The following is an 11,420-nucleotide window of genomic DNA, read 5'->3' on the forward strand; positions in this document are numbered from 1 at the left end:
CCCCGGCAATCTAACTGCTCCCCGGCCGGTACTGCAGGGCCTCGGCCAGATGCGCCCGGCCAATTGCCTGGTTACCTTCCAGGTCCGCCAGCGTCCGCGCCACCTTCAGTAACCGGTGAGCCGCACGTAACGACAGGGTCAGCCGCTCACAGGCCCCCTCCAACCAGGCCTGGTCCGCCGCCGCCAACCCACAATGGCAGCGCAACCCCTCAAGGTCGAGAAATGCATTCGCACACCCTTGCCGCCGCTGTTGAAGTTCACGTGCTTCGGCTACCTTGGCCGCCACATCGGCACTGGTCTCGCCGCAGGGCTGGTTGTTCAGCGTGGTGCTCTCCCGGGCCACGGTCAGGTGCAGGTCGATACGGTCCAGCAATGGCCCGGACAGCTTGTTGCGATACCGCGCGATCTGCTCGGTGCTACAGCGGCAGCGGCCAGTGGGGTCGCCCAGGTAGCCGCAAGGGCAGGGGTTCATTGCCGCCACCAGCTGGAAACGTGCGGGGAAGCGCACCTTGTCGCGGGCCCGGGCAATCACGATCTCGCCCGACTCCAGCGGTTCGCGCAACACTTCCAGCACGCGACGCTCGAACTCAGGGAGTTCATCCAGAAACAGCACGCCATGGTGGGCGAGGGTGATTTCGCCCGGTTGCGGCCGGCTGCTGCCGCCGACCAGTGCCGGGCCGGAGGCGGAGTGGTGCGGATGGCGGAAGGGCCGCTGCGGCCAGCAGCTCAGTGGCGTATGGCCGCTGACCGACTGTATCGCCGCCACTTCCAGTGCTTCGTGCTCGTCCAGTGGTGGCAGCAGCCCCGGCAAGCGGCTGGCAAGCAAGGTTTTGCCGGTACCGGGAGGCCCGGTGAACAAAAGGTTGTGCGCCCCGGCCGCCGCTAGCAGCAGCGCACGCTTGGCCGCCAGTTGGCCCTGCACTTCGCTCAGGTCCGGGTACGGACGTTGCTGCAGGATCAGGCCGTTGGCGGCATACGGTGGCAACGGCACCTGGCCGTTCAGGTGGGCGACCAGTTCCAGCAGGTGCCCCACTGCATACACCACCAGCCCGCCTGCCAGGCTGGCTTCCTCGGCATTCTCCCGCGGCACCACCAGCGCCCGGCCAGCTTCGCGTGCCGCCAGTGCTGCGGGCAACACGCCCTGCACCGGGCGCAACTTGCCAGACAGCGCCAGTTCGCCCAGGCATTCGACCTCGGCAAGGGTGGCCGTTGGTACCTGGCCATCGGCGGCGAGGATACCCAGGGCAATTGCCAGGTCATAGCGCCCGCCATCCTTGGGCAGGTCGGCGGGGGCGAGGTTCTGGGTGATGCGCCGCTGCGGGTAGTTCAAACCGGAGTTGACGATGGCGCTGCGTACCCGGTCCTTGCTCTCTTTGACCGTGGTTTCCGGCAGACCGACCAGCGTGAGATGGGGCAAGCCGTTGGCCAGGTGGGTTTCGACGCTGACCGCCGGTGCCTGCACGCCCACCTGGGCGCGGCTGTGGACGAGGGCTAGGGACATGGACGCTCCGTTGTCGCTGAAGAGGGCCGCTTCCTGCGGCTTTGCAAGAATAGCGAGCGCGGCCCGGGCCGGCGAAAGAAGTGTGCGTCCTGGTTTTTCAGGCAGGGTTTTCCCCTGCATTGTCACCCTGTCGGGTTCGTGCCTGCTGTGCGCCGGAAGGGCTCAGGCGCGTACATAAACCCAGGCGGTCAGGCCCGATGCGAGCGTTACGGCCACGCGCTTGTAGTCTGCGACTTCATAGCGATCCGCCGCTGCCAGCTCTTCTTCGCTGATCTGGAAGACCATGCCGGCCACGCTGTCGTCTGCCTGGCTGCTGGGAGCGACGATAGGGTGATGGGACTTGCCGCTGGCTGCCAGCACGGCCGGGTCGGTGATCTCGACCCAGTCCTGGCGGTAGCCCAGCATGCGGTCGGCCTGGCCGCTCAGTTCGCGGCCGAAGTTGGTGAGCTGCACGGCCTTGTCCTGCAAGGTGCCGTAGGAAAACAACAGTACCGGGTATGCGCTGGAGGGTTGCATTCACTCATCCTGTGGGGTCGGGTTCAGCCGGGCTTCCAGCTCGGCCACTTGTTTTTCCAAAGCCTCAAGGCGTGCGCGGGTGCGCGCCAGTACGACCATCTGGCTGTCGAATTCTTCGCGGCTGACCAGGTCCAGCTTGCTGAAGGCACCTTGCATCAGCACCTTGAACTGACTTTCCAGTTCGGCGCGGGGCTGGGCGGTATCGCTGCTGAACAGGCGCGATGCCTGGTCGCTCAGGGCATCGAGAAGGGCTTTGGGCGCGAGCATGGGGCTGTCCACTGATACTGGGAAATGGCCGGCAGTGTAACACGCATGCATGAACATCCGGCCTCGTCGCTGGCTCGTGTAGGAGCGGCGCTCCTCTGGAACTGCACATTTTTCGAGCAACGCGCCAGGTCGGGATGCACCGGAATTGTGCATGTTTTCCATGCTGGCGACTGGCCAATCCCGACTGATTCACATAACTCCCTGTTTTCCCGAGCTTTGACGGAACTGGCAAGGTTTCTGCAAAGACCAGTGCGAGCCATGCACTGATGCAGTTCCTTGTGACCAGGCAGTGCGCACGCGGAGCCGGATGCCGACGACGCGTTACAAAGCCAACCGCTGCGCTTAGACTTGAGACGGGTTTGTTTTCCTGGGGCAAGTCCACCAAATCGGGAGAGAGTTTCATGAAGCTAGTCACAGCCATCATCAAGCCGTTCAAGCTGGACGACGTGCGCGAGTCGCTGTCGGAAATCGGCGTGCAGGGCATCACCGTCACCGAAGTCAAAGGTTTCGGTCGGCAGAAGGGCCACACCGAGCTGTATCGCGGTGCTGAATATGTGGTCGATTTCCTGCCCAAGGTGAAGATCGATGTCGCCATCGATGACAAGGACCTTGATCGGGTAATCGAAGCCATCACCAAGGCAGCCAACACCGGCAAGATCGGTGACGGCAAGATTTTCGTGGTGAATCTGGAGCAGGCGATCCGTATCCGTACCGGCGAAACCGATACCGACGCGATCTAAGCAGCAACAAAGCCTCACCAAACCCAACGCCCCAGGAGAAAACAACATGACTCTGCGTAAGATCGCAGGGCTAGGAGCCCTATTGTCCCTCGTAATGCCCGGGCTTGCCCTGGCCGAGGAAGCTGCCCCAGCGCTGAATTCCGGCGACACCGCCTGGATGCTCACCGCAACGGCGCTGGTGCTGTTCATGACCATTCCGGGCCTGGCCCTGTTCTATGGCGGCATGGTGCGTTCCAAGAACGTGCTGTCGGTTATGATGCAGTGCTTTGCAATTACTGGCCTTATGAGCATTCTCTGGGTCGTCTATGGCTACAGCATGGCCTTCGATACCACCGGTATGGAAAAGGGCGTGCTCAACTTCAATTCCTTCGTCGGTGGCTTCTCCAAGGCGTTCCTCAGCGGCGTCACGCCCTCGAACCTGACCTCGGCTGCCGCGCTGTTCCCTGAAGCGGTATTCATCACCTTCCAGATGACCTTCGCCATCATCACCCCGGCGCTGATCGTCGGTGCGTTCGCCGAGCGCATGAAGTTCTCCGCGATGCTGGTGTTCATGGGCATCTGGTTCACCCTGGTCTACGCGCCGATCGCGCACATGGTCTGGAGCGGTGACGGTGCACTGATGTGGGACTGGGGCGTGCTGGACTTCGCTGGCGGCACCGTGGTGCACATCAACGCCGGTATCGCTGGCCTGGTCTGCTGCCTGGTGCTGGGCAAGCGCAAGGGCTACCCGACCACCCCGATGGCTCCGCACAACCTGGGCTATACCCTGATGGGCGCGGCCATGCTGTGGGTCGGCTGGTTCGGCTTCAACGCAGGCTCTGCCGCGGCTGCCAACGGCACCGCCGGCATGGCCATGCTGGTGACCCAGATCGCCACCGCCGCCGCGGCTCTGGGCTGGATGTTCGCCGAGTGGATCGGTCACGGAAAACCGAGTGCCCTGGGCATTGCTTCGGGTGTGGTCGCCGGCCTGGTCGCCATCACCCCGGCTGCCGGTACCGTTGGCCCCATGGGTGCCCTGGTGATCGGCCTGGTCTCGGGTGTGGTCTGCTACTTCTGCGCCACCAGCCTCAAGCGCAAGCTGGGCTATGACGACTCGCTGGACGCCTTCGGCGTGCACGGCATCGGCGGTATCGTCGGCGCCATCCTCACCGGTGTGTTCGCAGCTCCGGCGCTGGGCGGCTTCGGTGCCGTCACCGACATCGGCATGCAGGTCTGGATCCAGGCCAAGGGCGTGATCTTCACCGTGGTCTACACCGCCATCGTCACCTACGTGATTCTCAAGGTGCTTGATGTGGTGATGGGCCTGCGGGCAAGCGAAGAAGAAGAGTCGGTCGGCCTCGACCTGGCTCAGCACAACGAGCGCGGCTACAACCTGTAACTGCGACGCGGTAAAAACTTGCCCGGCTTGCCGGGCATTTTTTTTGCCAGATTTTTAGCATTTCCCGCACGGCAAACGGTTTATCCGACACGTTCGCGACGTAGGCGGAAATCTTACAAAACGCAGAGCATTCATGGTGCTTTGCTTTTTCTGCTGGCGCGCTAGAATGCGCGCCGAAGGGTGTTTGACGAGTAGTCCACACGCTTCGCCAGCCTTTGCTAGGCTTGCCAATAGCGTGTGGCCAGCAGGGGCTAAAGGATTTGTCAGGTCCTGCCAGGAGCAGGGTCTGCTGGGTGCCGCCTCCCATCAGGAGCGCCGACCCTAGGGCAGTGGCCTAACCCACGGCCAGTTGAATTTTCACTGGTGGCTGCCGGTCTACGGCTGCACTGGTCTATAACTAACCTGCTTTTCGCAAGTCATGAGGTAGAACATGAGCGACGACGATCTGGAAAATGATGACCTCGAAGTAGGCGACGAAGACGAGGGCGATGAAGGCCTCGAAGCGGCAGCTGATGATGGCGCCGAAGACGCTGGCGATGACGACAGCAGCCCGGCACCCGCTGCCAAGGGCAAATCCAAGGCCGCGGTCTCGGTAGACGAGATGCCGAGCATGGAAGCCAAGCAGAAGGAGCGTGACGCCCTGGCCAAGGCCATGGAAGAGTTCCTCGCTCGCGGCGGCAAGGTCCAGGAAGTCGAGGCCAACGTGGTCGCCGATCCGCCCAAGAAGCCGGACAACAAGTACGGCAGCCGCCCTATCTGAGTGGCTGATCGAAAAAAAGCCCGCCGTCGCTGCGGGCTTTTTTGTGCCTGTCTGTTTTGTGTTGCCTGTACCGGCCTCTTCGCGGGCTCGCCCGCTCCCACTGGGATCGCGCAGAAGCTGAGAGGGCAGTAAACCTGTGGGAGCGGGCGTGCCCGCGAATGGGCCGCGAAGCGGCGCCTGTCAGCGCCAGCGCGCGAGGATGTCGGGTAACTGCGACAGGCGCTGGATCTCGGCGTCCGGCGCCTGTTCGCCTACCCACGCCTTGCCCTGGGGGTTGAACCACACCGCCCGCAGCCCGGCGCGCTGGGCGCCGGCAATGTCATCGCCCGGGTGGTCACCGATGTGCACCGCTGCGCTGGCCTCCACGTCACCGCGGCGCAGGGCTTCGAGGAACGGCGCCGGGTCCGGCTTGCCGATGCCGAGGTCTTCGGCACACAGGGCAAAGCGGAAATAGTCCGCCAGCCCCAGCCGGCTTACGTCGGCATTGCCGTTGGTGACCACGCCCAAGGTGTAGTGATGGCGCAGGATCTCCAGCACCGGCTGCACCTCCGGGAAAATCTCCACCTGATGGCGGGCATGCAGGAACACTTCGAAACCTTCGTTGGCCAGTTCCTGCGCATGTTTTTCGCTGTAGCCGACTTCTTCCAGGGCATGAAACAGCACCCGTCGACGCAGGGCGCTGATACGGTGCTTCAGGCCGGGTTCGGCTTGTACCAGGCGCTCGCGAATGGCGAACAGGTGCTCCACCGGTACGCTGCCAAGGATCGGGGCGTTGGCTTCGAGCCAGTCGCGCAGCACGACTTCCGCGCTGGCAATCACCGGCGCGGTATCCCACAGGGTGTCGTCGAGGTCGAAGGTGATCAGCTTGATGCTCATGAGTCTGTGCCTTTGCTGCGTTTGGCCCGAGGGTGGGCGCTGTCGTACACCGCGGCCAGGTGCTGGAAGTCCAGGTGGGTGTAGATCTGCGTGGTGCCGATGTCGGCGTGGCCGAGCATCTCCTGCACCGCGCGCAGGTCCTGGGACGATTCCAGCACGTGGCTGGCGAAGGAATGGCGAAGCATGTGCGGGTGCAGGTGCTGGCCCAGCTCGCGCTCACCGGCCGCCTTCACCCGTTGCTGAACGGCCCGTGGGCTGATGCGGTTGCCTTGGCGGGTGATGAAAACCGCGCGGTCGCGCGGGTTGCCGATGCCGCGCAGGCGGTACCAGGCCTGCAATGCCTCGCGGGCCTTGCGGCCGACCGGCAGCACGCGGGCCTTGCCGCCTTTGCCCAGCACCTGCACCAGGCCGGCTGCGAGGTCGAGGTGATCGAGGTCGAGGTTGGTCAGCTCGGACAGGCGCAGGCCCGACGAATAGAACAGTTCGAGGATGGCCTGGTCACGACGGGCGATGAAGTCATCGTCGACACCGCCATCCAGCAGTTGCAGGGCGCGGTCGGTGTCCAGCACCTTGGGCAGCCGGCGTTCGCCCTTGGGCGGGCTCAGGCCGCTGGCCGGGTCGTGCTGGCACAGGCCTTCGCGGTTGAGATAGCGGTACAGGCCACGCACCGCCGACAGCAGCCGGGCCAGGCTGCGCGAGGACTGGCCGTGGTGGTGCTGGCGGGCGATCAGCTGGCGCAGCTGCTGGATCTGCAGCGCCTCCCAACCGGTAATGCCATGTTCTTTGCAGTAGGCGACCACCTTGTCCAGGTCGCGACGGTAGCCCAGCAAGGTGTGCTCGGACACCTGGCGCTCGTTGCGCAGGTGTGCGCAATAAGCCTCCAGCTGGCGTTCCATCAGCGTACCGGGCGCAGGGTCTGGGTAACGCGTGGCACAACGCGGCCAAGCACCTCGGCAATGTAGCCAAGGAACAAGGTACCGACGCTGCTCTTGTAGTGTTGCGGGTCGCGGCTGCCGATGGCCAGCACCCCGTGCAGGCCTTGGTGTTCCAGGGCAGCCACGGCGCTGGAGCCCACTTCCCGGCGCTGTTCTTCACCGAACAGGAATGCCAGCTCGTGCTCACGCAGGTTGCCGCTGACCGTCTTGCCGCCGCCCAGCAGGGCACCGATGGCCTGCTGCGCTTCGGCGTTGCTCACCCAGCGCCCGACCGGCGCGACGTTTTCGCCGAACAGGATCAGGCTGACGAAGGGCACCTGGAATTCCTGGCGCAGGCTGTCTTCGACTGCCATCACCACTTCCTCCAGGCTGCCGGCGTCGAGCAGGTCGAGGATCAGCCGGCGGGTCTTGTCGAAAAGCCGATCGTTGTCGCGGGCCACGTCCATCAGTTGCGACAGACGGTGACGCATCTCGATGTTACGGTCGCGCAGCAACTTGAGCTGGCGCTCCACCAGCGACACGCTGTCGCCACGCTGGTGAGGGATGCGCTGTTCGATCAGCAACTCGTCGTGCTCGGCGAAAAAGGTGGGGTGGGCGCGCAGGTAGGCGACCACCGCTTCGGCATCGAGCTCGGCGGACTGCTGGGGTACAACCTGGGGCTGATCGGTCATGGCGGTTACTCGCTTAGAGACGAACCTGTCCTTCGTAGACGCGTACGGCTGGGCCAGTCATCAGCACGGGCTTGCCGGGGCCGGCCCATTCGATGTGCAGGCGGCCACCGGGCAGGTCGAGGGATACCGGGGAGTCCATCCAGCCCTGGCTGATCGCCGCCACGGCGGCGGCGCAGGCGCCGGTGCCGCAGGCCTGGGTTTCGCCCGCACCACGTTCCCACACACGCAGGTTGGCGCGGTGGCGGTCGATGACCTGGAGGAAGCCGGCATTTACCCGCTGCGGGAAGCGTGGGTGGTTTTCGATCTTCGGGCCCAGCTCATGCACAGGAGCGGTACGCACGTCGTCGACACGCAGCACGGCATGCGGGTTCCCCATGGACACGGCGGCAATCGAATGCACCTGGCCGTCGACTTCCAGTGGGTAGTTCAGCGCCTGCTCGTCGGCGACGAAGGGGATTTCGGCAGGGATGAAGCGCGGTGGGCCCATGTCGACACTGATCTGGCCGTCGTTCTGCACGTCCAGCTCGATGATGCCGCTCTTGGTTTCCACGCGGATGCGCTTTTTCGCGGTCAGGCGCTTGTCCAGCACGAAGCGGGCGAAGCAGCGCGCACCGTTGCCGCACTGCTCGACCTCGGAGCCGTCGGCATTGAAAATGCGGTAGCGGAAGTCCACTTCCGGGTTGTTCGGCGCTTCGACGATCAGCAACTGGTCGAAGCCGATGCCGGTGTGGCGGTCACCCCATTGCTTGGCGTGCTTGGGCTGGATGTGCGCGTGCTGGCTGACCAGGTCGAGGACCATGAAGTCGTTGCCCAGCCCATGCATCTTGGTAAAACGCAGCAGCATGGGCTTACTCCGGCAGCAGGCTTTCGCCAGCGTACAATTCGGCGATGGTCTCGCGGCGGCGTACTTCGAAGGCCTGGTCGCCGTCGACCAGGATTTCAGCGCAACGGCCACGGGTGTTGTAGTTGGAGCTCATGACAAAACCATAGGCGCCCGCGGACTGTACGGCCAGCAGGTCACCTTCGGCCAGGTTCAGCACGCGGTCCTTGCCGAGGAAGTCGCCAGTCTCGCAGATAGGACCGACCAGGTCGTAGGCACGGCCTTCGCCTGCGCGTGGCTTGACCGCGCTGACACCCATCCAGGCCTGGTACAGGGCCGGGCGGATCAGGTCGTTCATCGCCGCATCGATGATGGCGAAGTCCTTGTGTTCGGTGTGCTTGAGGTATTCCACGCGGGTCAGCAGGACGCCGGCGTTGGCCACGATGTAGCGGCCCGGCTCGAACACCAGGGCCAGGTCGCGGTCGCCGACGCGCTCGCGGATCGCCTTGATGTAGTCGGCCACCAGCGGCGGCTCCTCATCGCGGTAACGCACGCCGACGCCGCCACCCAGGTCCAGGTGGCGCAGATGGATGCCGCACTCGGCCAGGCGGTCTACCAGCACCAGCAGGCGGTCAAGGGCATCGAGGAAAGGCTCGACGGTGGTCAGCTGCGAACCGATGTGGCAGTCGACGCCGACCACTTCCAGGTTCGGCAACTGCGCGGCCCGCACGTAGATGGCCTCGGCGTCGGCGATGGCGATGCCGAACTTATTCTCTTTCAGGCCGGTGGAGATGTACGGGTGGGTGCCGGCGTCGACGTCCGGGTTGACCCGCAGCGAGACCGGGGCAACCTTGCCCATCTCGGCGGCCACCACTTGCAGGCGCTCCAGTTCGTCGGTGGATTCGACGTTGAAGCAGTGCACCCCGACTTCCAGGGCACGGCGCATGTCCTCGCGGGTCTTGCCGACACCGGAGAACACCACGCGGTCGGCACGGCCGCCAGCGGCCAGCACGCGCTCCAGCTCACCGCCAGAGACGATGTCAAAGCCTGCGCCCAGGCGCGCCAGCACGTTGAGCACGCCAAGGTTGGAGTTGGCCTTGACCGCGAAGCACACCAGGTGCTCGGTGCCTTGCAGTGCATCGGCGTAGCTACGGTACTGAGCCTCGATGTGGGCGCGCGAATACACGTAGGTAGGGGTGCCGTAGCGTTCGGCGATGGCCGACAGGCCCACGCCTTCCGCGAACAGCTCGCCGTCGCGGTAGTTGAAAGCGTTCATCTGGTTTCCTTACTGCGCTGGCGACTGCTCGGGCTCGGACTGCAGCTCGGGTTGCTGCTCCTGCGTCGGGGCCGGCTTGGCTTTTGGCTGGTACTGGTGCGACTTGTGGCTGGCCTTGCCGTCCTTGCCGTCTTCAGGCAGGTACAGCGGGCCTTTCTGGCCGCAGGCCGAAACGAGGCAGGCAACAGCGACCAGCGCCGCGAGGGAGGAAATCAGGCGCTTCATGGGTGAAATCCTTAGAAATATGCAGTATTGCGCCCGAGTATACCGAGCGACCGACGGCTTGCCTATGCAAGGGCCGGCCCGCCGGGCGGGCTATTCTTACCGCCTGCAAGGGCCCTTTCGCAGTACCTGTGGCAGCGGGCGTGCCCGCGAACACCGGCAAAGCCGGTGCCACACACCGCGGCGCCTGATTCGCGGGCATGCCCGCTCCCACAGGTACTGCTCTGGCTTTGAGTTCATGCCAGTGAAGGTAGCGGCTAAACCTTTGCATTCGGCGGCAAGCGCCCGTATCTTGCCGGGCTTGCCTGTAACGCAGCCAATTTCGAGGTTCCTGCAATGAGTTTGAGTGAAGCGCGTTTCCATGATCTGGTCGACGCGACCCAACAGGCCCTGGAAGACCTGTTCGACGAGAGCGGCCTGGACCTGGACATGGAGAACTCCGCCGGTGTCCTGACCATCAAGTTCGACAATGGCAGCACGCTGATCTTCAGCCGCCAGGAGCCGCTGCGCCAGCTGTGGCTGGCCGACCGTTCCGGCGGTTTCCACTTCGACTACGACGAAGAAAGCGGCAAATGGGTGTGCGAGAAGAGCGAGGAGCTGCTGGGCGAAATGCTCGAGCGCATCGTCTGGGAGCGGGCCGGCGAGAAGCTGGACTTCGACGAGATCTGACATGAGCAGTACCCAGGCCCGGCCGCCCAAACCGCTCTACAGCAACGTCAGCCCCGCCGTGCCGTCGCCGTGCATCAGCGTTTGCCGGCTGGACGAACAGCGGGTGTGCACAGGTTGCCACCGGCATGTCGAGCATATCCGTGAATGGCGTTCGGCCGATGACGAACGGCGCCGGCAGATTTGCCGCGAGGCCCAGGCCCTGCGCGACCAGGCTAAGGCACACTGATCGCAGGGACTTGAGTATTTACCCGGCTGTGGTAACGTCGGGTTCTGCGTCGGTGACGCCAAAGCCTTCACAAACCCCGCCCTTGGGCGGGGTTTTGCTTTATCTGCACGATGAAAACCGCCTGTTCAAAGGAGTCTGACTGGATCATGAGCACCAAGCCTTCCCTCATCCTCACCCGATTGGACGTACAACGTCTGGAGCGTCTGATCGACAGCCTCGACGAGAGTACGCCGGGTGTGCTCGCCCTGCAGGGCGAGCTGGACCGCGCCGAGCAGGTGGTCGGTCACGAGGAAGTCCCGGCTGGCGTGGTGACCATGAACTCGCGTGTGCACTGCCGTGAGGAAGCCAGCGGCAAGGACTACCACCTGACCCTGGTATACCCGAAGGATGCCGGGCCGGAAGGCAAGGTCTCGATCCTGGCGCCGATCGGTTGCGCCTTGCTGGGGTTGTCGGTGGGCGAACAGATCGACTGGCCGGCCCCGGGGGGCAAGACCCTCAAGCTGAAGCTGCTGGAAGTGGAATACCAGCCGGAAGCGGCGGGCGATTTTGACCTGTAAGGGCTA

Annotated in this window: 15 protein-coding genes; 6 read left to right on the forward strand and 9 right to left on the reverse strand. The window is 64.2% G+C overall.

The genetic code is table 11. The features are described from left to right. Positions 1–10 precede the first annotated feature (10 nt). From CAG18_RS18430 to CAG18_RS18440, 3 genes are all read right to left on the reverse strand, one after another. Entirely contained in the window at positions 11–1,501 is a 1,491-nt protein-coding gene (locus CAG18_RS18430; RefSeq protein WP_085721338.1) for a YifB family Mg chelatase-like AAA ATPase, read from the reverse strand. A 162-nt stretch (positions 1,502–1,663) separates the two neighbouring features. Then, a complete protein-coding gene (locus CAG18_RS18435; protein WP_015272256.1) occupies positions 1,664–2,017 on the reverse strand; it encodes a gamma-glutamylcyclotransferase family protein in 354 nt (117 codons plus the stop codon). After that, entirely contained in the window at positions 2,018–2,284 is a 267-nt protein-coding gene (locus tag CAG18_RS18440; protein ID WP_015272255.1) for an accessory factor UbiK family protein, read from the reverse strand. Between the two features lie 401 nt (positions 2,285–2,685). Here CAG18_RS18440 and glnK point away from each other — a divergent pair, with 401 nt between their 5' ends. The 3 genes from glnK (at position 2,686) to sutA (ending at position 5,162) form a co-directional block, all read left to right on the forward strand. Beyond that, positions 2,686–3,024 carry a P-II family nitrogen regulator gene (gene glnK / locus CAG18_RS18445; RefSeq protein ID WP_002555808.1) on the forward strand — a complete coding sequence of 113 codons (339 nt, stop codon included), beginning with the start codon at positions 2,686–2,688 and terminating at the stop codon, positions 3,022–3,024. Positions 3,025–3,070: 46 nt separating this feature from the next. Then, positions 3,071–4,402 carry an ammonium transporter gene (locus CAG18_RS18450; RefSeq protein ID WP_015272254.1) on the forward strand — a complete coding sequence of 444 codons (1,332 nt, stop codon included), beginning with the start codon at positions 3,071–3,073 and terminating at the stop codon, positions 4,400–4,402. A gap of 430 nt (positions 4,403–4,832) precedes the next feature. Then, positions 4,833–5,162, forward strand: a complete 330-nt coding sequence (sutA, locus tag CAG18_RS18455) for a transcriptional regulator SutA (protein ID WP_013974748.1) — start codon at positions 4,833–4,835, stop codon at positions 5,160–5,162. 180 nt (positions 5,163–5,342) lie between these two features. On the opposite strand, the gene CAG18_RS18460 is transcribed toward sutA, so the two are convergent. From CAG18_RS18460 to CAG18_RS18485, 6 genes are read right to left on the reverse strand one after another with little or no spacing between them, the layout of a single operon-like run. Then, the gene (locus tag CAG18_RS18460) at positions 5,343–6,038 is read right to left on the reverse strand and encodes an HAD family hydrolase (RefSeq protein ID WP_085721339.1); all 696 of its coding nucleotides are present in this window, start codon (positions 6,036–6,038) and stop codon (positions 5,343–5,345) included. Continuing rightward, on the reverse strand, positions 6,035–6,934 hold the full coding sequence (xerC, locus tag CAG18_RS18465; RefSeq protein ID WP_015272253.1) for a tyrosine recombinase XerC: 900 nt from the start codon (positions 6,932–6,934) through the stop codon (positions 6,035–6,037). The genes CAG18_RS18460 and xerC overlap by 4 nt, the downstream gene beginning before the upstream one ends. Next, positions 6,934–7,644 carry a DUF484 family protein gene (locus CAG18_RS18470; protein ID WP_054573426.1) on the reverse strand — a complete coding sequence of 237 codons (711 nt, stop codon included), beginning with the start codon at positions 7,642–7,644 and terminating at the stop codon, positions 6,934–6,936. Before CAG18_RS18470 ends, xerC begins: the two co-directional genes overlap by 1 nt. Positions 7,645–7,657: 13 nt before the next feature. Next, entirely contained in the window at positions 7,658–8,488 is an 831-nt protein-coding gene (gene dapF, locus CAG18_RS18475; protein WP_013974744.1) for a diaminopimelate epimerase, read from the reverse strand. A 4-nt stretch (positions 8,489–8,492) separates the two neighbouring features. Further along, entirely contained in the window at positions 8,493–9,740 is a 1,248-nt protein-coding gene (gene lysA, locus CAG18_RS18480; protein WP_015272250.1) for a diaminopimelate decarboxylase, read from the reverse strand. 9 nt (positions 9,741–9,749) lie between these two features. Next, entirely contained in the window at positions 9,750–9,965 is a 216-nt protein-coding gene (locus CAG18_RS18485; protein ID WP_004375542.1) for a lipoprotein, read from the reverse strand. Between the two features lie 333 nt (positions 9,966–10,298). Here CAG18_RS18485 and cyaY point away from each other — a divergent pair, with 333 nt between their 5' ends. The 3 genes from cyaY (at position 10,299) to rnk (ending at position 11,414) form a co-directional block, all read left to right on the forward strand. Beyond that, positions 10,299–10,631, forward strand: coding sequence for an iron donor protein CyaY (gene cyaY / locus CAG18_RS18490; protein WP_004375540.1), 333 nt, complete (start codon positions 10,299–10,301; stop codon positions 10,629–10,631). A 1-nt stretch (position 10,632) separates the two neighbouring features. Next, positions 10,633–10,857 (forward strand): DUF1289 domain-containing protein, encoded by a 225-nt coding sequence (locus CAG18_RS18495; RefSeq protein ID WP_013974742.1) that lies wholly within the window; start codon positions 10,633–10,635, stop codon positions 10,855–10,857. Between the two features lie 146 nt (positions 10,858–11,003). Continuing rightward, positions 11,004–11,414 carry a nucleoside diphosphate kinase regulator gene (gene rnk, locus CAG18_RS18500; RefSeq protein WP_023661830.1) on the forward strand — a complete coding sequence of 137 codons (411 nt, stop codon included), beginning with the start codon at positions 11,004–11,006 and terminating at the stop codon, positions 11,412–11,414. Positions 11,415–11,420: the final 6 nt, after the last annotated feature.

It is taken from the genome of Pseudomonas sp. B22(2017) (assembly GCF_002113105.1).
In the GTDB taxonomy this organism is placed as follows: Bacteria; Pseudomonadota; Gammaproteobacteria; order Pseudomonadales; family Pseudomonadaceae; genus Aquipseudomonas; species Aquipseudomonas asiatica.